The organism is Bacillus siamensis KCTC 13613, from assembly GCF_000262045.1.
Classification (GTDB): Bacteria; Bacillota; Bacilli; order Bacillales; family Bacillaceae; genus Bacillus; species Bacillus siamensis.
The window spans coordinates 119,307-139,064 of the sequence record NZ_AJVF01000039.1 but is presented as its reverse complement, the minus strand read 5'-3'; the positions used below and the strand labels follow the sequence as shown (position 1 = coordinate 139,064).

17 protein-coding genes are annotated in these 19,758 nt (G+C 47.5%); 7 read left to right on the top strand and 10 right to left on the bottom strand.

What is annotated here, in order from left to right; translation table 11 throughout:
• Window positions 1–4: 4 nt before the first annotated feature.
• The 3 genes from iolC to iolA all read right to left on the bottom strand — a co-directional run bounded on the left by iolC (window position 5) and on the right by iolA (window position 3,373).
• Window positions 5–997: a 5-dehydro-2-deoxygluconokinase gene (gene iolC / locus Y79_RS0109315; protein ID WP_016937420.1), complete on the bottom strand. Its 993-nt coding sequence runs from the start codon at window positions 995–997 to the stop codon at window positions 5–7.
• 23 nt (window positions 998–1,020) lie between these two features.
• Window positions 1,021–1,836 carry a 5-deoxy-glucuronate isomerase gene (gene iolB, locus Y79_RS0109310; RefSeq protein WP_016937419.1) on the bottom strand — a complete coding sequence of 272 codons (816 nt, stop codon included), beginning with the start codon at window positions 1,834–1,836 and terminating at the stop codon, window positions 1,021–1,023.
• A gap of 73 nt (window positions 1,837–1,909) precedes the next feature.
• Entirely contained in the window at window positions 1,910–3,373 is a 1,464-nt protein-coding gene (gene iolA, locus Y79_RS0109305) for a methylmalonate-semialdehyde dehydrogenase (RefSeq protein WP_016937418.1), read from the bottom strand.
• Between the two features lie 443 nt (window positions 3,374–3,816).
• Here iolA and Y79_RS0109300 point away from each other — a divergent pair, with 443 nt between their 5' ends.
• From Y79_RS0109300 to Y79_RS0109290, 3 genes are all read left to right on the top strand, one after another.
• Window positions 3,817–4,572, top strand: coding sequence for a DeoR/GlpR family DNA-binding transcription regulator (locus tag Y79_RS0109300; RefSeq protein ID WP_016937417.1), 756 nt, complete (start codon window positions 3,817–3,819; stop codon window positions 4,570–4,572).
• An 84-nt stretch (window positions 4,573–4,656) separates the two neighbouring features.
• The gene (locus Y79_RS0109295; RefSeq protein ID WP_016937416.1) at window positions 4,657–5,589 is read left to right on the top strand and encodes an aldo/keto reductase; all 933 of its coding nucleotides are present in this window, start codon (window positions 4,657–4,659) and stop codon (window positions 5,587–5,589) included.
• A 124-nt stretch (window positions 5,590–5,713) separates the two neighbouring features.
• The gene (locus Y79_RS0109290) at window positions 5,714–7,102 is read left to right on the top strand and encodes a sugar porter family MFS transporter (RefSeq protein ID WP_016937415.1); all 1,389 of its coding nucleotides are present in this window, start codon (window positions 5,714–5,716) and stop codon (window positions 7,100–7,102) included.
• A 42-nt stretch (window positions 7,103–7,144) separates the two neighbouring features.
• Here the strand turns inward: Y79_RS0109290 and htpG are convergent, their stop codons facing one another.
• Window positions 7,145–9,025, bottom strand: coding sequence for a molecular chaperone HtpG (gene htpG / locus Y79_RS0109285; protein ID WP_016937414.1), 1,881 nt, complete (start codon window positions 9,023–9,025; stop codon window positions 7,145–7,147).
• Window positions 9,026–9,572: 547 nt separating this feature from the next.
• Between htpG and Y79_RS0109275 the strand changes: the two genes are divergently transcribed.
• Window positions 9,573–10,394, top strand: a complete 822-nt coding sequence (locus Y79_RS0109275) for an SDR family oxidoreductase (RefSeq protein WP_016937412.1) — start codon at window positions 9,573–9,575, stop codon at window positions 10,392–10,394.
• Between the two features lie 54 nt (window positions 10,395–10,448).
• Here Y79_RS0109275 and Y79_RS0109270 read toward each other — a convergent pair whose 3' ends face one another.
• The 4 genes from Y79_RS0109270 to Y79_RS0109255 form a co-directional block, all read right to left on the bottom strand.
• Entirely contained in the window at window positions 10,449–11,048 is a 600-nt protein-coding gene (locus tag Y79_RS0109270; protein WP_016937411.1) for a response regulator transcription factor, read from the bottom strand.
• Complete coding sequence (locus Y79_RS0109265; RefSeq protein ID WP_016937410.1) at window positions 11,045–12,181, bottom strand: sensor histidine kinase; 1,137 nt, start codon at window positions 12,179–12,181, stop codon at window positions 11,045–11,047. The genes Y79_RS0109270 and Y79_RS0109265 overlap by 4 nt, the downstream gene beginning before the upstream one ends.
• Window positions 12,182–12,299: 118 nt before the next feature.
• Window positions 12,300–13,349: a Delta(5) desaturase DesA gene (gene desA, locus Y79_RS0109260; RefSeq protein ID WP_016937409.1), complete on the bottom strand. Its 1,050-nt coding sequence runs from the start codon at window positions 13,347–13,349 to the stop codon at window positions 12,300–12,302.
• A gap of 233 nt (window positions 13,350–13,582) precedes the next feature.
• Window positions 13,583–14,740, bottom strand: coding sequence for a TetR/AcrR family transcriptional regulator (locus Y79_RS0109255; protein ID WP_016937408.1), 1,158 nt, complete (start codon window positions 14,738–14,740; stop codon window positions 13,583–13,585).
• 141 nt (window positions 14,741–14,881) lie between these two features.
• On the opposite strand from Y79_RS0109255, the gene Y79_RS0109250 reads away from it, so the two are divergent.
• Complete coding sequence (locus tag Y79_RS0109250) at window positions 14,882–16,219, top strand: aldehyde dehydrogenase family protein (protein WP_016937407.1); 1,338 nt, start codon at window positions 14,882–14,884, stop codon at window positions 16,217–16,219.
• 37 nt (window positions 16,220–16,256) lie between these two features.
• Here Y79_RS0109250 and Y79_RS0109245 read toward each other — a convergent pair whose 3' ends face one another.
• Together Y79_RS0109245 and Y79_RS0109240 are read right to left on the bottom strand one after the other, a co-directional pair.
• On the bottom strand, window positions 16,257–17,477 hold the full coding sequence (locus Y79_RS0109245; protein WP_155816746.1) for an outer membrane protein assembly factor BamB family protein: 1,221 nt from the start codon (window positions 17,475–17,477) through the stop codon (window positions 16,257–16,259).
• Window positions 17,478–17,607: 130 nt separating this feature from the next.
• Window positions 17,608–18,030 (bottom strand): DUF5391 family protein, encoded by a 423-nt coding sequence (locus Y79_RS0109240; protein WP_016937405.1) that lies wholly within the window; start codon window positions 18,028–18,030, stop codon window positions 17,608–17,610.
• Between the two features lie 142 nt (window positions 18,031–18,172).
• On the opposite strand from Y79_RS0109240, the gene Y79_RS0109235 reads away from it, so the two are divergent.
• On the top strand, window positions 18,173–18,484 hold the full coding sequence (locus tag Y79_RS0109235) for an ArsR/SmtB family transcription factor (protein ID WP_015240918.1): 312 nt from the start codon (window positions 18,173–18,175) through the stop codon (window positions 18,482–18,484).
• A 78-nt stretch (window positions 18,485–18,562) separates the two neighbouring features.
• On the top strand, window positions 18,563–19,729 hold the full coding sequence (locus tag Y79_RS0109230) for an MFS transporter (protein WP_016937404.1): 1,167 nt from the start codon (window positions 18,563–18,565) through the stop codon (window positions 19,727–19,729).
• Window positions 19,730–19,758 lie beyond the last annotated feature (29 nt).

Here is a 19,758-nt window from a genome sequence, read left to right as displayed (position 1 = left end):
CGTTCTATTTACCATTCAGGCTGTGCTGTGCTTCAATCAGTTCGAGGATTTCATCGGCAGCCGGCATGGCTTCTGACGAGCTGTGTTTGCTGACGACGATGGAAGCGGAAGCGCTCCCGTATTTTAAGGCCGTTTCAATATCCCGGCCGCTGACAAGTCCGTAGATGAAGGCAGACGCATAGGAATCACCCGCTCCAAATGTCTTGAGCACCTTTGTTTTATAGGCGCGCGCCCGGAAAACTTCTCCCGATCTGCTGTATGCGTATGATCCGTCAACCCCGTGCTTAATAACGACAAGATCGGCGGAATGCGCAAACAAACGGCGGACGGTTTCATCGTTGTCTCCGCCGCTGCGGTTTTCCATCACGTCAAATTCGTCACGCGTTCCGATGACGATATCGGATTGTTCCGCCGCCAGCGTGTAATACACGGAGGTTTCTTCTGCCGATAGCCATGTATACGGACGGTAGTCGAGCTCAAAAACGACTTTTACGTCATGTTTTTTTGCGATATGCACCGCTTTTAGGACAGCTTCGCGCGACGGGCTTTTTGCAAGCGCCGTGCCTGATACGAGCAGCATTTTCGCGTTTGCGATGTAGCCTTCATTGACTTCCGACGGCTCAAGATACAGATCCGCCACGTTATCTCTGTACATCAGAATGCTGCACTCTTCGGGACTGAGAATTTCCGTAAAAGCGAGTCCGGCTTTGCGCCCTTCTTTGTCAACGGCCATTTGTGACGTATCAACGCCCTTTCCCTGCATATAGGAAACGATGAATCTGCCATGCTGGTCGTCCGGGATTTTGCCGATAAAACCGGCTTTTAATCCGAGCTTGGCGCTGCCGATCGCAATATTTGCCGGGGAACCGCCGACATATTTAGAAAACGTCATCGTTTCTTCCATCGGCCGATTGTATTCCGCTGCGTTCAAATCAATACACGCGCGTCCGATCGCGACAATATCAAACTCTTTTTCTTCATTAAATGTATATTTCATTGTTATCTGCCACTCCTCACTTGTCAGCGTTCCAGAATCCATTCATGGGCCGGATCATTATGAAACTTCCATTTTCGTGTCGGTCCCGCCATTACATTCAGGTAGTAAGAGGTATACCCGTCCGGAACACCAACCGGGTGATAGCCCGCCGGCACGATGACAACGTTTTCATTTTCTGCGGTCATCGTCTCGTCAATCGAGCGGTCGTCCGTGTACACACGCTGGAAGACAAACCCCTGCGGCGGGTCCGTTTCATGGTAATAGGTTTCTTCTAAAAAGGATTCAGCCGGCAGATTGTCTTGGTCATGTTTATGCGGCGGATAGCTCGACCAGTTGCCGCTGTCCGTGTAAACTTCAACAACGAGAAGGCTGTTTGCCGATGGATCTGAATCGGGGAGAATGTTATGAACGGTTCGTTTGTTTGCCAGCTTGCCGCGATGTTCCACACTGTTGTCTTCCGCTTTAATCAGCTTTGTCGGAAGCTGGTGTTCGGACGGAGAGTAGCACAGCGCGACCCTCGCCCCGCTGACGGCTGTGATGTCAAAGGAGCGGTCATTGGACACATAAACACTGTCCGTCGGCTTTCTTTCAAATACGCTTTCACGGGTGCCGATGCTTTCAAATGTCTGATCATGATCTGTGACGGTGATTTTTCCCGTGACCGCCACGATGCAGCACTCCGTCTTTTTCAAATCTTCTGTATATGTTGAGCCGGGAGCGAGATCAACGACTTTAAATCCGACGTATTTGAGGCCTGAATTGGCTGAAGTGACGTCATGTATGATGTTCACGCCTTGAGAAATCTCATCGGCCTGCGGTTTGCGCAGCAAATGACTCATGTGTATTCCTCCTTAATTGATGGTAAAAGAAAACCCGGACGGAATCACAAAGCCGTCCGGGCCGGCTGTCAGATCAATTGAAGTCAGGAGACGGGTATCGTGCCGTCACGACTTTTTTACGTGTATAAAAGTCGACGCTGTCTTTTCCGTTTGCGTGCAGTGTGCCGAAGAAAGAAGACTTCCAGCCCGAGAATGGGAAGAATGCCATCGGCGCCGGGACGCCAAGGTTGATCCCGAGCATTCCCGCGTCAATATTTTCACGGAAGTAGCGGATCGCGTTCGCATTTGAAGTGAACAGGCAGGCGCCGTTCGCAAATTCAGACTGGTTGGCGATGTCAACCGCTTCTTTTAAGTTTTTCACACGCATGACCGACAGAACGGGCGCAAAGATTTCATCTTTCCAGATCGTCATATCTGTCGTCACGTTATCAAAAATCGTCGGTCCGACGAAATAGCCGTCTTCCGTTACATGTTCACGGCCGTCACAAAGCAGTCTCGCTCCCTCTTCGATGCCTTTTTCAATATAGCTGTGCGTACGCTTCTTGTTGTCCTCGCGGATAACCGGGCCTAAGAACACGCCGTCATCCAGTCCGTTTCCGAGCTTGATGTCCGCGGCCTTTTCCTGTAATTTCGCCATAAACTCATCGGCGATTCCCTCTTCAACGGTCACAACCGCGCATGCCATACAGCGCTCTCCTGCCGAACCGAATGCCGCTCCGATAATGTTTGTGACTGTATCTTCAAGGTGGGCATCATTCAGCACGATCGTGTGGTTTTTCGCCCCCGTTAACGCCTGCACTCGTTTCAAATGTTCGCTGCCTTTTTTGAAAACATACTCGCCGACAGGTTTTGAACCGACGAATGAGATGGCTTTAATCTCCGGATGCTCAAGAATGCCGTTTACGACGTCATGCGCGCCGTGCACGACATTGAAGACGCCCTTCGGCAGACCGGCCTGTTCAAACAGCTCTGCCAGTTTTTCCGTTAACAGCGGCGTGCGCTCAGACGGCTTCAGAATGAACGTATTTCCTAACGAAATGGCCATCGGGAACATCCAGCACGGGACCATCATCGGGAAATTGAACGGTGCGATGCCGCCGACCACCCCGATCGGATAGCGGTAGTTCGCCGCTTCTACATCTGTGGCGATAGAGGCAAGTGAATCGCCCATCATGAGTGACGGCGCGCCCGCTGCGAATTCGACGTTTTCAATTCCGCGTCCCACTTCACCGAGTGCTTCTGTCGTGTTTTTACCGTTTTCCAAAGTAATCAGACGGGCAAGCTCTTCTTTGTTTTGCTGAAGAAGCTGCTGATAGTTAAATAGAATTCTCGCACGGCGCGGCACTGCCGTCTTTGACCATGTTTTAAACGCTTCTGACGCTGAGCGGACGGCGTATTCCACATCCTCCCGCGTAGAAATCGGAACCTGGCACATCACTTCTTTTGTAGCCGGATTGACAACGTCTTCATATTGATCTGTCTTACTTTCAACCCATTCACCATTGATGTAGTTTTTCAGTTTTCTGATCTCTGCCATGCTCATTGCCTCCTTAAATAGTAAACATCCTGTTCAGCTGGGTAATAACGGATGGATATATTCATCTTTTACATACAAAAGACATGAATTAAACGCTTACAAATGCTAAAATGATGGTGTCTCCCATTCTTCCCATGTAAAAGTTGGTCATGTACCGACCCAAGCAAACGGTTACATCTATCATTTTTAATTTTACGGGTTACATTTTGGTCATTTCTTGGTTACATTTTAATCCCCACACCACTTCAAGTCAATCTAAAAAATCAAAATTTTTTCATTATTTTCATTATACCTTTTTAGAGCAGGAAAACAGGAACTTGAAGAATGGTGTCGAATCGTACGGGAGATCCATCTTTTTTATCATTTGTTAAGTAACTATTGATTAACTCTTGGTGTTTATTATATATTTTAATTACTTTAAGAATTCTAGAAGGAGTTTTTTTATGAAACTGATGCGGATTCAGGAGATGGAAGAATACATTCTCAAACACGGAGCCACTTCGCTGGATGAGCTGTGCGAGGTTTTCAACGTCTCTAAAAACACGGTCAGACGCGATATTAATAAGCTTGCGGAAAAAGGGGTGATCAAAAAGGTGTACGGCGGCGTGACATCAGCAGAAAAATCCATGCTCGTCCCTTTTGAAAACCGCACCATTCAACATCAGGATGAAAAAATCAAAATCGCCCGTTATGCGTCACGGTTTATCGAGGATCACGATCTTGTGTTTATTGATTCCGGCACGACGACCAAATCGATGCTGGAGACGCTTGATCCGGATAAGAATGTGACGGTGCTGACGAACAGTCTTGATATTATTAACGCCGCTTCATCCATGAAAAATGTCGACCTGATCATTATCGGCAGCAACTACAAGCGGAAGACAAGGTCATTTGTCGGCATTGATGATCCGAGCACCCTCAATAAATACAATATTAACAAGGCGTTCATGTCCGCTACCGGGACAACGATCACCCACGGCCTGACGAATTCCGACTTGCTGGAATACGAGGTGAAAAAGAAAATTTCCGAAAAGGCAAACGAAGTGTATCTGCTCGCGGACCATTCCAAATTCGGCAAATCCACGCTTCTGACATACGCGCCTTTCGATCGGCTTCACAGCATCGTCACTTCTCAGCAGCTTGATGAGGAATATACAAAGTATTGTCAAGAGCACCAAATCGACATTCACTTGGCATAGCGTTACAATTAATAGAGAATGCGCTTCCGTATTTTTCCGGCAGGCGCTGTGATATCCTAATTTACTTTTTCAGGGGGCGAAAACATGAGCAAAGTAACAATCGGCAAAACTGACCTACAAGTATTTCCGATCGGTTTGGGAACAAATGCGGTCGGCGGACACAATCTCTATCCGAATCTGAATGAAGAGACGGGAAAAGAATTGGTCCGGGAAGCGATTAAAAGCGGCGTTACCATGTTAGATACCGCCTATATTTACGGGGTGGGCCGTTCTGAAGAATTAATCGGCGAGGTGCTGAAAGAGTTTAACCGCGAGGATGTCTTCATCGCCACAAAAGCCGCGCACAGAAAAGAAGGCGATGACTTTGTTTTCGACAATTCACCGGCCTTTTTGAAACAATCAGTTGAAGACAGCCTGAAACGTCTGCAGACTGATTACATTGATTTATTCTACATCCATTTCCCGGATGAGCACACGCCGAAGGACGAAGCTGTCCAAGCATTGAATGAGATGAAAAAAGAAGGAAAAATCCGTTCCATCGGCGTCTCCAATTTCTCTCTGGAGCAGCTGAAAGAAGCCAATAAGAATGGCTTAGTCGATGTGATTCAAGGGGAATACAACCTGCTGAACCGCGAGGCGGAAAAGACTTTCTTCCCTTATACGACAGAACACAGCATCTCATTCATCCCGTACTTCCCGCTCGTATCCGGACTGTTAGCCGGCAAATACGACGAGAACACCACCTTCCCTGAAGGCGATCTGCGCAATGATCAGGCGCATTTCCAAGGGGAGCAGTTTAAAGAAAACATCAAAAAAGTCAACCAGCTCAAACCGATTGCCGAGAAGCACAATGCCGACACGGCACATATCGTGCTTGCCTGGTATTTGGCCAGACCTGAAATCGACATCCTGATTCCGGGCGCCAAACGCGCGGATCAATTAAAAGACAATATGAAAGCAGCCTCCATTACGCTTTCTGCGGAAGAAATCGCGTTTATCGACAAGCTGTTTTCCTAAGAAAAAAGAAACACGCCTTTAAAAGGGCGTGTTTTTTTTGAAGGTTTATATTTTTTTCACAGGGGAATGAAATAGTTATCTAAATAAACTATTATGCGTTCCAAAAAGATGAGGAGGATCATCTGTGAAGAAAAACACCAAAAAATACCTGATTTACTTTTTCGGAGCATTAGGCGGGCTGCTTTACGGTTATGACACCGGCGTGATTTCAGGGGCTTTGCTTTTTATCAACAATGATATTCCTTTAAACACGCTGACTGAGGGATTGGTCGTCAGCATGCTGCTGCTCGGTGCGATTTTCGGGTCCGCCTTAAGCGGGACATGCTCTGACCGATGGGGCCGGAGAAAAGTCGTTTTCGTCCTTTCACTCATTTTTATTCTTGGCGCGCTTGCCTGCGCAGCTTCGCAAACCGTCACCATGCTGATCATCTCACGTGTCATTCTCGGATTAGCCGTCGGCGGTTCAACGGCGCTTGTTCCCGTTTATCTTTCTGAGATGGCTCCGACAAAAATACGCGGAACGCTTGGCACATTGAATAACTTAATGATTGTAACCGGAATTTTACTTGCATATATTGTGAATTACATATTCACCCCATTTGAAGCTTGGCGCTGGATGGTCGGTCTCGCCGCAGTACCGGCGGCGCTGTTATTAATCGGAATCGCGTTTATGCCGGAATCACCGAGATGGCTCGTCAAACGCGGCCGTGAACAGGAAGCCAGACAAGTCATGGAAATGACGCACGACAAAGAGGATATCGCCGTTGAATTGGCGGAAATGAAACAAGGTGAAGCTGAGAAAAAAGAATCTACGCTCGGCTTGCTGAAAGCAAAATGGATCCGCCCTATGCTGCTGATCGGGATCGGCCTCGCCATCTTCCAGCAGGCGGTCGGTATCAACACGGTGATTTACTATGCGCCGACCATCTTTACAAAGGCCGGACTCGGCACCTCGGCGTCCGTTCTCGGCACAATGGGAATCGGTGTCTTAAACGTCATCATGTGTATCACCGCCATGATCCTAATTGACCGGATCGGCCGGAAAAAACTGCTGATGTGGGGAAGCATCGGCATCACCTTGAGCCTGGCGTCATTATCAGCCATTCTCCTTCTGGCCGGCCTGTCAGCTTCAACGGCTTGGCTGACCGTGCTGTTTCTCGGAATCTATATCGTCTTTTACCAGGCGACATGGGGTCCCGTCGTATGGGTCCTGATGCCGGAGCTGTTCCCGTCAAACGCACGCGGGGCGGCAACCGGATTTACGACATTGATTCTGTCGGCAACAAACCTGGTCGTTTCACTGGTATTCCCGCTTATGCTGAGCGCCATGGGCATTGGCTGGGTATTCGGAATATTCTCAGTCATCTGCCTCACATCCTTCTTCTTCGCCGCTTACATCGTTCCTGAAACGAAGGGCAGAAGTTTAGAAGAAATCGAAACGCACTTGAAAAAACGGTTCTCCTTAAAGAAGCGCAGCAAACAAAATCAAATTCTTAAACAGCGCACGCTGTGATAAAAAAGGAATCGCCCCCGCTGGGCGATTCCTTTTTTGGCGTCATACCATAACTTTGCAAATATCATTCGTAAATTCGACCGGATCATGGATCGGCAGCCCTTCAATCAGCAGCGCCTGATTGTAGAGAAGATTTGTGTATAAAGCAAGCTTTTCCCGATCTTGTCCGTGCGCGTTCTTTAACGTCTCAAACACTTCGTGATTCGGGTTGATTTCCAGCACTTTTTCCGCTTTGACCTGCTGGCTGTCAGGCATGGCGTTTAACACTTTCTCCATTTCGATCGTCACTTCGCCGTCTGTCGCAAAGCAGACCGGATGAGATTTTAAGCGTTTTGATGCTCTGACATTCTTGACTTTATCCGCAAGAATGTCTTTCATGCTTTCAAACAGGTCTTTATATTCGTTTTCTTCGGCTTCAGTCTGCTTTTCATCTTCGTCACTGTCGATGCCTAAGTCGGCGCTAGATACGGATTTGAACTCTTTTTCCTCATAGCTTGTCAGCATTTTGATCGCGAACTCATCAATATCTTCCGTGAAATATAGAATCTCGTAGCCTTTGTCCGCCACCATTTCAGTTTGCGGCAGCTTTTCAATCCGCTCATATGAATCGCCGGACGCGTAATAGATATATTTTTGATCCTCAGGCATTCTGGACACATATTCATCCAGTGTGACGAGCTTTTTCTCTTTAGAAGAATAGAAAAGAAGCAGGTCTTTTAATACGTCTTTATTCGCGCCAAAATCATTGTAGACGCCGAATTTCAGCTGTCTGCCGAAAGATTCATAGAAAGATTCGTATTTTTCCCTTTTGTTCTTCAGCAGGCTCTTCAGCTCGGCTTTGATTTTTTTATTGATGTTTTTCGCAATCAGCTTCAGCTGGCGGTCATGCTGCAGCATTTCTCTGGAAATGTTCAGCGACAGATCTTCAGAATCCACCATGCCTTTTACAAAGCTGAAATGATCCGGAAGCAGGTCGGCGCATTTGTTCATGATCAGCACGCCGTTGGAATACAGCTCCAATCCTTTTTCGAATTCCTTCGTATAATAGTCAAACGGCATGTTTTCCGGAATAAACAAAATCGAATTGTAGCGCACCGCTCCATCGACGCTGATGTGCACGTGGGTCAGCGGTTTATCGAAGCCATAATGCTTTTCAGCGTAAAAAGCCTCGTAATCCTCATCCGTCAGCTCGCTTTTGTTTTTTCTCCAGATCGGCACCATGCTGTTGACCGTCTGTTCTTCCTGAACCTCTTCAAACTCGTTCTCGCTGCCCTCTTTCGGCTTGTTGACCGTCTCTTCCATTTTGATCGGGTAGCGGATAAAGTCTGAGTACTTTTTCACGATCGCTTTGATGCGGTAGTTTTCTAAAAACTCATCATAGCTTTCATCTTCTGTGTTTTCTTTTATTTTCAGGGTGATTTCAGTACCGACGGTTTCCTTGTCACACGGCTCGATCGTGTAGCCGGCAGCCCCTTCCGACTCCCATACATACGCCTCGTCACTGCCGAGCGCTTTACTTTTCACCGTGACTTTATCAGCCACCATAAACGCCGCATAAAACCCGACGCCGAACTGGCCGATAATGTCATGGCCGTCTTTCGTGTCATTTTCTTGCTTGAAAGCGAGTGAACCGCTTTTCGCAATCGTTCCGAGATGCTGTTCAAGCTCGTCTTTTGTCATTCCGATACCGGTATCTGTGACAGTGAGCGTTCTTGCATCTTTGTCCGCCGTCACTTTTATGTAGTAATTGTCTTGATCAAACGTTAAAGAATCATCGGTTAGCGCCTTGTAATAGATTTTGTCAATCGCATCGCTCGCATTGGAAATTAACTCTCTGAGAAAAATTTCCTTCTGCGTATAAATGGAGTTAATCATCATATCCAGCAAACGCTTGGATTCTGCTTTAAACTTTTTTTTCCGCACTTCAGATCTCTCCTTTAATTATGCTTTGATGGTATGTAAAATCTTTTCAGCATCTATTTATCATATGCGGTGACAATTGTCAACTGAATCAGCAGATGCATATATTGTAAATTTAACATGTTAATGGATTCATTTCACCCATTTTATCAATAAAAAAGAGAGAATGCTGATCATCCTCTCTTTTCTTCTTCTTTCCAGCGGCCGAATTCCTTCTTCATCCATATGTATGACGGGTAGAAAAACAAACTAAATAAGAGAAGAGATCCCATGTTTCGCAAAAACTCATGCAGAACATTTCTTACGGTGAGAGGAAATGTGATGTCATGAGAAAAAATAGCGATGACGATGGAGATAGCAAACCATATAGGGACAACGGTATAACAATAAAACGCTATCTCCTTCTTATGATGTATCTTCAAAATATGTAAGCCTCCCAATGATGTATATACATAATATTAACATATTTAATAGGTATTTAGAAATGGAGTTCTATATGTTTATCCCCCTATTCAGCGGGAACAGATATAGAAAAAGGAGGAATCGCAATATGGGAAGATTAACAGACAAAACCGCAATCATCACAGGGGCCGCGACAGGCATCGGACAAGCGACGGCACGGGTTTTCGCCGATGAAGGCGCCCGCGTGATCTGCGGTGACATCAATGAAAGCGAACTGAATGAAACCGTCAGCGCCATCAGAAAAAACGGCGGAGAAGCAGAGGCCTTTCATCTTGATGTATCAGATGAAGAAAACGTAAAGTCTTTTGCAGACGGCATTCAGCAAAAGTACGGAACAATTGATATTCTTTTTAACAATGCCGGTGTTGACCAAGAGGGCGGCAAAGTCCATGAATACCCGGTCGAGCTTTTTGACCGGATCATCGCCGTCGATCTGCGCGGCACATTTCTGTGCAGCAAATATCTCATTCCGCTTATGCTCGAAAAGGGAGGCTCTATCATTAACACCTCCTCCATGTCAGGCCGGGCTGCAGACCTTGACCGCTCCGGCTATAACGCCGCAAAAGGCGGAATCACGAACCTGACGAGAGCGATGGCCATTGATTACGCCAGAAACGGAATCCGTGTCAATTCCTTATCGCCGGGCACGATTGAAACGCCGCTCATTGATAAATTGGCAGGCACGAAAGAAGACGAAATGGGCGAGGCGTTCCGTGAAGCCAACAAATGGATCACGCCGCTCGGCCGGCTCGGAAAACCGGAAGAAATGGCGGCTGTCGCGCTCTTCCTCGCTTCAGACGACAGTTCTTACGTCACAGGAGAAGACATCACAGCAGACGGCGGCATCATGGCATACACATGGCCGGGGAAAATGCTGATTGATAAGAAGTGGAAGGAAGAGACAGAGTGACGGCGAAAAAGAAATAAGCCAGTGCAAAAACACTGGCTGAACAAGGAGGGCTGGTTACTTAAACCAGCCCTTTTCCTTTGATCGGGTAATGGCCTCAATTCGATTTTTCACTTCTAATTTATCCAGAATCATCGAAACGTAATTGCGGACTGTACCGCTTTTGATGCTGAGGGCGTTTGCGATTTCTTTCGTATTTTTCCCGTCTGCGACGAGTTCGAGCACCGCTTTTTCCCGTTCAGTCAGCGGGTTTTCTTCACCATAGATGTCCTCCATTAATTCAGGGGCGTAGACGCGTCTTCCTTTCATAACGCTGCGGATGGCGCTGACGAGCTCCTCACTCGGACTGTCCTTGAGCATGTAACCGCTGACGCCCGCTTTTAGCGCCCGCTGAAAATAGCCGGAGCGGGCAAAGGTCGTCAAAATGATGATTTTCACATCACTGTCCTTGAGTTTTTCCGCCGCTTCAAGTCCTGATACCCCGGGCATTTCAATATCCATCAGACAGATGTCAGGAGCGTGTTTTTCGACGAAATCGATGGCATCCTGGCCGCTTGTGCCTTGGCCGACAACCGTCATATCCTCTTCTAAATTCAACAGCGAACCGAGTGCGCCAAGCAGCATTTGCTGATCCTCGGCAATGAAGATGTTGATCATCTGCTACCATCCTTTTCTTTTGATTTTGAATCATTTGGGATTCTCATGGTCAGCTTTGTTCCGGCAGCTGTATCGATGGCTAAACTGCCATTCGCGAATTCAAGCCGTTCTCTCATTCCAAGCAGGCCGTTTCCCTGTGAAAAAAAGCGATCTTCTCTGCATTGAAAGCTGCCGTCATCTTCTACCGTAATGACAACCTCTTTCCAAAGCTGCTGAATGGTGATGCGGCATACTTTGGCGCCGCTGTGTTTCACGACATTGGTGACGGCTTCTTTAATGCACATGCTGACGATGTTTTCGTTCAGCAGAGAGATATGTTTTGGCGCTTCTTTTTCTTCATACACAAATTCAATTCCTGCCGCTTCAAGAATTTGCCGAACATTGCTGAGCTCATCCTTCAATCGGATGCCTTTCATCGACGAGACAATTTGTCTGACCTCATTTAAGGAGGTGCGGGCCGTCTGTTGAACACTTTTCAGCTCAGTGCGGGCCTGTTCAGGGTCCTTGTAAATCAACTTCCGGGCAAGGTCGCTTTTCAGTCCGATTAAGGAGAGCTTTTGTCCAAGTGTATCGTGAAGGTCCCGGGCGATGCGCTGCCTTTCTTCCAGCTTCACAAGATCCGCGATTCGTTCATTTGCATATTCTAATTTCTCCTCGAGGCGCTCTCGTGCCTTTCTGCTTCGAATGCTGAGCGGAAGCAGGATGGCACTGATCAGAGTAATGACGATAAACGGGATTTGCGTCAAAAACCAGTCTTTTTTCAGAACAAGGCTGAAGTTGACGGCAATCGCCGCACTGATGATATGAATGTAATATAAGATGTAAAATGGAACTTTGTCCCGGATATGGCCGATGAAGTAGGCGATAAAGAAAGCGAAATAAATATAGCTGAACAGCATGACTGATCCGGTCGAAATGCCGATCAGAAGAAGCGCCCATAAGTAAACCGGCCAGCCTTTTGCAACAAATGCAAAGCGATATGCGCCAAAGAAAACAAGCGTGAAAATGATGCCGGCCACGATGACAAAGGTAGAAGAGCTTTTAAAAATAAAATAAAAAGGCAAGATGAAAAAAATCGTCCATATATAAGGAGAAATCCCATTCAGTTTTTGAAATTTAAAATATTTCTTCATCCTTATTCCACCTTCTGCCGCTTGTGTCTACCATCACTTTACCAAAACGCCGCCTTTATTGCATCCTCACACATAAAGAGCAGGCCCTTTCTGATAACAGAAAGAGCCGCGCGCCATATCAGGCATTTTTCTTTAAAGGTTCTTTCGGCACCTGCTGGGGCGGCGGTGTTTTCCGCGCCTCCCGAAAGGTGACAAATTGCTTTTCATCCTCATCCCACAGACGGAATTTCATGGATTCAAGACTTGTTTTAAGCGTAATGGTCGGTACATTTTTTAAAGGCTCGTGCCCCTCGTGAGCCGCTTCCAGCTTGTAATTCGGCACTTTCGGGCTTAAGTGGTGGACATGATGGTAGCCGATATTGCCCGTCAGCCATTGCAAAAGCTTCGGAAGCTTATAAAAGGAGCTTCCTTCTACCGCGGCCTGCACATAGTCCCAATGCTCATCGGCTTCAAAATAAGAATCCTCGAACGTATGCTGGACATAAAAGAGCCAGACGCCGATTGACCCCGAAATAAGGAAAATCGGACCCTGAACAAGCAAAAAGTTTTCCCAGCCGACAAGCAGGCATGTCGCAGCAGCCAATAAGACAATCGCCGCGTTCGTGAAATAGGTGTTCCAGCGTTCCTTGCGGCGGGCGCCTTTTACATTGAAACGGTTTTTAATCAGAAATACGTAAATCGGGCCGAGAATAAACATAATAAACGGATTGCGATAAAGTCTGTAGCGTACTTTTGTCCAGGCTGACGCTTCGTTGTATTCCTTGACGGTCATCATCCAAATATCGCCTGTTCCCCGTTTATCTAAGTTGCTGCTTGTCGCATGATGAATGGAGTGGCTGCGCTGCCATTGAGAGAATGGAAACAGTGTCAGCACACCTGAAATAAACCCAAACAGCCGGTTCAGCTTCTTTTGTTTGAAAAAGGATTGATGGCAGCAGTCGTGGAAAATAATAAAGATTCTTGTCAAAAATCCCGCTGCTATTACAGTAAAGGCGAGGGTCAGAAAATAGGAGACATCGAGGCTGAAGTAAGCAAGAAACCAAAGGGCAAAGAACGGTACAAACGTGTTGAGAAGCTGAATGACACTATGCTTTGTATCGGCGCCGGAAAATGCGGCAACCTGCTTTTTTAAAGACGCTTGTTTTTGAGTTGCGGCGTGATTGATCATGGATGTCACGTCCCTTCTTTTTCATTATGATCCCAAGTATAACGGGGCGCCGGACGCTTTTGTAGTAGCAGCCATCATGCCCCGAATATGACATTTGTCATGTTTGGCAGCAGAAATGCTGATCTGGCGTCATATGGCAGGTTTTCTTTTTAGCCGGACACTTCATATCGGCACTTCTCAAAGAAAACAGAAAAAAAGAACTCCGCCTGTTTTGGAGTTCTTTTTCATCATCTTCACAGCAAAATCACCCGATACTTCTTCACATCCAAAAACTGGAGAAATTCCCGGGCCAGCATGTCCGGCGCGTGGTCTTTTCCTTCATGAAGGCGATATTGAATCAGACCGACGAGCATGGATGCGACATAGTATGCATAGAGCTTTTTGCCCGCCTGAATGTGCAGAGGCTGATGAAGATAAAACGATTGCAGCGCTCTGAACATTTCCGGGATGACGTCAGGCACTCCGGAACCCTCTCTCAAAAAATGGACGAGCGGCATGCCTTCCGACAGTGCGGAAAAAAGTCTGACGAGCGCAGCTTCCGCTTCTTCCATGGAGCAGTCAGCAGGATCTCCCTTTACCGTCAATAATCCGATCAGCTCCCGGCATGATTGATGAATGATCGTTTTCAGCAACGCTTCTTTGTTGGCATAATGGTCATAAAAAGTGGCACGGCGGAGGTTGCTTTGACGGGCAATATCGGAAATCGTAATCGCCGCGTAATCCTTTTTTTCCGCTGCTAAGCCGATCATAGCCTCTTGCAAGGCCTGCCTCGTCCGTGCCACCCGCCGGTCGGCGGGCTTTTTTTCTTCTTGTTCCGGCACCCGGCGGCCGAACAGCCAGTAAAACCGTTTTTGAGAAATCAAATCCCACACCTGCCCGCTGATCGCTTCCGGTGATGCCCCGGGCTCCTCATTCAGCCAGTACAACACAATGGCATACGTGTATAAAGAGCGGTAATGAATGTACATATCCTGTTCGGTCGGTGAGAAATTTGCATTCACCGGTGACAAAAGCACATCATGCCGGAATACATCTTTAAAAAACGCATGAAAGTGAAAATACGGCATTTTTTGACGATCCATCATCGTTTGGAAAAACACCCGGTGCCGGTCAACAAAAGACAGGGTCGGATGCACTTTTTGCCAGCCGCCATTTAAATGAAGCACATCTTTATGCTTCAGCGAATCATACAGCGCTTCACTCAGCCCGTCCTTCATTTCTTCCGCTATATCTTCTAAAATTGCATATTTATCCTCGTAATAAAGGTACAGTGTCCCCCGGCTCACGTGCGCCCGTTCGGCGATATCCTTCATGGTCACACGGCGGATATCCCGCTCCCCAAGCATAACCAAGAGCGCTTGTTTGATGTCAGTTGTCACAGAATCCGGCATAAGAGACACTCCTTTCATTAGACAGATCACCGCAATTTGTACGGTAACGTATAGATGCGTTTACGCTGTCTTTGCCGCAAAATCACATCACACTATAATAGGCCCTGAAGAAACAAAAAAGCAACCAGAGGAGGAAGACCGATGGATCAGCATATAAAAGCAGACATCAAACGCGTCTTTGAGCTTCAGAAAAAAAATCAAAAAACACTGCGTGCTTCAACAGCCGAGCAGCGCAAAGAAAAGCTTCAGCGCTTTTTAGATGCCGTCACCGCTCATGAAGAAGAAATCATCGAGGCGATCAGACGGGACGTCCGCAAGCCTTATCATGAGGTGAAAAGAGCGGAAACGCAGGGAACGATCAAGGCGATTAAAGATAATATGAACAATCTCGACACCTGGATGGCGCCGAAACGCGTCGGCTCATCCGTCAGCCCCGACGCTGACGGCGTATTAATGTACGAGCCAAAAGGCGTCACCTTAATTCTCGGCCCATGGAATTATCCATTTATGCTGACGATGGCTCCGCTTGCCGCCGCCATTGCGGCCGGCAACAGCGCGATTGTGAAGCTGTCTGACTTTACGATGGAGACGAGCCATATTGCCGCGACAGTCATTCGTGAAGCATTTCATGAAAAAGAAGTCGCCATTTTTGAAGGTGAGGTTGATGTCGCGACAGAACTGCTCGACCAGCCGTTTGACCACATTTTCTTCACCGGCAGCACGAATGTCGGCAAAATCGTCATGACGGCAGCGGCGAAGCACTTGTCGTCCGTCACGCTTGAGCTTGGCGGAAAAAGCCCGACGATCATTGACAGCGGCTATGATTTAATGGACGCAGCGAAAAAAATCGCCGTCGGCAAATTTGTCAATGCGGGGCAAACATGTATCGCTCCTGACTATCTCCTTATGAAGGAAGATGTACAGGACACCTTTACAGATCTCCTGCAAACCATTGTCAATGCAGGTTTTATGGAGGATGATCATACGGTTGACCGCAATAAATTCACGCAGATTGTCAATGAGCGCAACTTTAACCGTGTCAAAGCTCTATATGATGATGCCATTGAAAAAGGGGCGAAAACGGCCTTCGGCGGCGTATTCGATGCGTATGACCGCACGATTTCTCCGACCGTGCTGACAAACGTCACGCCTGATATGAAGATCATGCAGGAGGAGATTTTCGCACCGATTCTGCCGATTATGAATTACGAAGATATCAGTGAAGCCGTTGATTACATCACTGACCGGGACAAGCCGCTTGCCTTATATGTATTCAGCCGTAATCAGGAGCTGATCGATTATGTCCTGCAGCACACGACGTCCGGCAACGCTTCTATCAATGATGTCGTCGTTCATTTCACTGACGTTAACCTTCCGTTCGGCGGCGTTAATACGAGCGGAATCGGTTCATATCACGGTGTGTACGGCTTTAAAGAATTTTCTCATGAAAAAGGCGTTTTTATTCAAGCCTCTAAATAAAAAAAGAATCCGCGCAGATGACGCGGATTCTTTTTTATTATTTTTTTGCCCCGAATGCGAGCAGTTTCGTATAAGTGCCGACGTAAAGCGTGCCGTCTTCAGCCAGAACCGGGGAGGAAATGACATTGCTGTCTGTTTGATAGCGCCATTTTTCATTACCGTCAGCGTCAACCGCATAGACGTTTTTATCGTCAGAGCCGAAGTACACATTGCCGTCTGCATCAATCAGCGGCGCCGTTCTCACAGGCCCGTCCGTATAGAAAGACCAGTTCATATTACCGGTTTTGCTGATGGAAAACAGCTCGCCGCTTCCCGAACCAATATACACATTGCCGTTATGGTCAATCGCTAATGAAGAGCTGGAGAAACCGTTTAACGGGAACGTCCATTTTACAGCGCCCGTTGATGTATAGGCGTATAAGCTGCCGTCCTGGTTTCCGGCGTAAACGGTGCCGTCTCTATCAATAACCGGATAACCTTTAAACCCGTTGGACGTCGTTTTTGACCATTTCACTTGGCCCGTTCCGGAATTGATCGCGTAAAAGATATTATTGTACGTTGCCGTATACAGCGTGCCGTTTGATGCTAACACGGGAGCGGAGCCGACCACGCCGTTTGTTTTAAATTTCCACTTTTGCGTCCATGTCGAAGGCGACGTCGGTTTAATCGCATAGATATAGTTATCCAGCGTCGACACATACAGCGTGCCGTCAGAGCCGATAGCCGCATCGGAACTCGGCGCTCCGCTCAGCGGAACCGATGTTAAAATATTTCCGGTTTCTTTGTCGATGAAATACAGTTTTTTATCGTGAGAAGGAAGATAAATGACACCGTTTGTTCCGAGCACCGGAGTCAGCGTATAAGTTGTCCCGAGGTTTTCCGTCACCCATTTCACAGAACCGTCCGGATGATATGCCGTCAGCTTCCCGTCTTTTGATTGAATAAATACGGTGCCGTCTCCGTCAACCGCGGCTCCCGCACCGTTTTGAGGGTTGGCCGGGACATTCTTTTCCCATTTTAACGCGCCGTCGGCAGTGCTTGTGAACCGGCTTTCCCTTGACCAGTTGAACATCGTCGGAGACATGGCCTGCGCGTCATACCGTCCCGTCAAGAAACCGGATGCCGCATGATTTTGTTTAAATATCGTTTCCGCAGCTTGAGCAGCCGCCGGATGCAGCCATTTTGCCCCCGGCAGATCAGAAACCGCTCCCACAGATAAAGCCGCAGCAACCGCAGCGCCGGCTGCCAATGTTTTCATTCGAAGTGAAGCTGTCTTTTTTTTCAATGTAAGTTCCTCCCGTTTCTATTAAAAACTGCTATACCGCTATAATCATACCATAATCATTCTATGAAATATTTGTATTTTAAGTAGATTTATAGAACAAATGTCACATAGACTGCTGCTGATGTTTCGGAGAGGAACGAAACGCGGCAATGTACCACACCACATTGACGATAAAAGCCGCGCCTGACCAAACGAGAAGACCGTAATAAAGAGACAGCTCCTGCCCTAAGGAAATGGCGGTCAATAACGCCACCAACAAGACAGCCGCGCAAATGATAAGCCCGATTCCGCAAAAAACGGCCATGATGATTTTCATGCCACGAACACCGAGAACATACATAATGAGCGGGACCGCATATATAACAAGGATCTGACCGACGGCGGCCCACATGCCCGCGGAGTTAAAACGATTCGCGTTCGGCCCCGTTTCTGCAAGCGGAGAAAGCGAGACGATGACCGGCAACAGACAAAACATCAGAGCGGACAGCAAGGTCACCGTGACCGTACCTTTTTTCTTTTGATTCATGTGAATATCCTCCTGACAAATACCCGGATTTTTTACCGGTAATCTGATAATATGTTATATTTTAACACGATATTTACTTAATTTGAGAATGTTTTACCAAAAACGAATTTACAAATCCAGAAAAATAGATATAATAAACGTTATGGAACCGATATTGATTCATAAAGCGCTATCTAACAAAACACGAAGTGATATTATGACATGGCTTAAACACCCGGAGGACCATTTTGATGAAAGGCCTTATCTTGAGCAGGGCCTCAGTTTCCGCACCGGAATTTGCGTCGGTGATATTCAGGCAAAGTCGGGGCTTGCGCAGTCCGTCATCTCCAGCTACCTGCTGACGATGCAAAAAGCCGGCCTGCTGGAATCTGAACGAATCGGAAAGTGGACCTATTACAGAAGGAATGAAAAACAAATTAAAGCCTTCGCTGACTATGTTCAGCACCAGCTATAACCATGAAAGGAGGGCTTTTTTTGTTCTAACATATCTATTTTTCTGTATATGTAGTTATAAAAGGAGGCATACATAACAATGAAAAAAAGCAGTTCCATCTTCATTCTATTTTTGGCACTAGGGGTTTTCGGGATTATCACGACCGAGATGGGCATTATCGGCGTTCTTCCGCAAGTGGCGGACAGATTTCAAATGGCCGCTTCAAAAGCGGGGTGGCTTGTCAGTATTTTCGCATTCATCGTCGCTGTGTCGGGACCGTTTTTGACCTTGCTTGCCTCAGGTATAAACCGGAAATACATTCTGCTTTTGGCGGTGCTGATGTTTGCCGTTTCTAATGCAGTCTACGCGTATACGGCGCATTTCAGTGTCATGCTTGCGTTTCGGATCATTCCGGCTTTATGCCACCCCGTGTTCTTTTCTGTAGCGCTTGCGGCCGCGGCCCGCCTTGTTCCCGCCGGCCAATCCGGAAAAGCCGTAACGAAAGTCTTTTCAGGCATCACCGCCGGCTTTGCGTTCGGCGTCCCTTTCACATCCTATCTGGCTGAGCGTCTCTCCCTTGAATCAGCCTTCCTATTCGGCGCGATCGTCAGTCTCATCGCGTTCATGGGCATTCTTCTCTTTTTGCCATCCATGCCGGTCACAGAAAAAATGTCTTTCAGAAGCCAGCTCGGCATCCTTCGCAAACCGGCCTTGTGGCTTAATATCGCTGCCGTTACCTGTCTCTTTGCGGCCATGTTTTCTGTCTACAGCTATTTTGCGGAGTACCTCGGACGGGTGTCCAATATGAACGGCACATGGGTCAGCTTCATGCTGATGAGCTTCGGGGTGATTATGATAGCCGGGAATTTCGTCTTCGGCGCTTTGTTATACAAAAATATGAAAAAGACCGTCATCCTGTTTCCGCTTCTTTATACAGCCGCCTACTTGCTCATATATGGGTTTGGGACGTCTTTCGCACCGATGGCCGTCCTTGTCTTCGTATGGGGCGCCGTTCATTCCGGCGGTCTCATTGTGAGTCAGACATGGCTTACTGCTGAAGCAAAGGAGGCCCCCGAATTCGGCAACAGCCTGTTTGTCTCCTTTTCCAACCTCGGCATCACCATCGGAACGGCGGCGGGCGGCTGGTTTATTTCACATTTGGGAATCCATCAGCTGATGTGGTGCGGCATCATGTTTGCCCTTCTGGCTTTCGGGCTGATCATGGGACGCTTAGCATGGGGAAAGAGGCCGCTCGCAGAAGCTTAAGCTCCGTTGCAAAATCCGGCATGATTACG

What these genes read in the sequence shown, in the direction of transcription:
- iolC (WP_016937420.1), bottom strand. Translation starts at nt 997, where the DNA reads ATGAAATATACATTTAATGAAGAAAAAGAGTTTGATATTGTCGCGATC.
- iolB (WP_016937419.1), bottom strand. Translation starts at nt 1,836, where the DNA reads ATGAGTCATTTGCTGCGCAAACCGCAGGCCGATGAGATTTCTCAAGGC.
- iolA (WP_016937418.1), bottom strand. Translation starts at nt 3,373, where the DNA reads ATGGCAGAGATCAGAAAACTGAAAAACTACATCAATGGTGAATGGGTT.
- Y79_RS0109300 (WP_016937417.1), top strand. Translation starts at nt 3,817, where the DNA reads ATGAAACTGATGCGGATTCAGGAGATGGAAGAATACATTCTCAAACAC.
- Y79_RS0109295 (WP_016937416.1), top strand. Translation starts at nt 4,657, where the DNA reads ATGAGCAAAGTAACAATCGGCAAAACTGACCTACAAGTATTTCCGATC.
- Y79_RS0109275 (WP_016937412.1), top strand. Translation starts at nt 9,573, where the DNA reads ATGGGAAGATTAACAGACAAAACCGCAATCATCACAGGGGCCGCGACA.
- Y79_RS0109270 (WP_016937411.1), bottom strand. Translation starts at nt 11,048, where the DNA reads ATGATCAACATCTTCATTGCCGAGGATCAGCAAATGCTGCTTGGCGCA.
- Y79_RS0109265 (WP_016937410.1), bottom strand. Translation starts at nt 12,181, where the DNA reads ATGAAGAAATATTTTAAATTTCAAAAACTGAATGGGATTTCTCCTTAT.
- desA (WP_016937409.1), bottom strand. Translation starts at nt 13,349, where the DNA reads ATGATCAATCACGCCGCAACTCAAAAACAAGCGTCTTTAAAAAAGCAG.
- Y79_RS0109255 (WP_016937408.1), bottom strand. Translation starts at nt 14,740, where the DNA reads ATGCCGGATTCTGTGACAACTGACATCAAACAAGCGCTCTTGGTTATG.
- Y79_RS0109250 (WP_016937407.1), top strand. Translation starts at nt 14,882, where the DNA reads ATGGATCAGCATATAAAAGCAGACATCAAACGCGTCTTTGAGCTTCAG.
- Y79_RS0109245 (WP_155816746.1), bottom strand. Translation starts at nt 17,477, where the DNA reads ATGAAAACATTGGCAGCCGGCGCTGCGGTTGCTGCGGCTTTATCTGTG.
- Y79_RS0109240 (WP_016937405.1), bottom strand. Translation starts at nt 18,030, where the DNA reads ATGAATCAAAAGAAAAAAGGTACGGTCACGGTGACCTTGCTGTCCGCT.
- Y79_RS0109235 (WP_015240918.1), top strand. Translation starts at nt 18,173, where the DNA reads ATGGAACCGATATTGATTCATAAAGCGCTATCTAACAAAACACGAAGT.
- Y79_RS0109230 (WP_016937404.1), top strand. Translation starts at nt 18,563, where the DNA reads ATGAAAAAAAGCAGTTCCATCTTCATTCTATTTTTGGCACTAGGGGTT.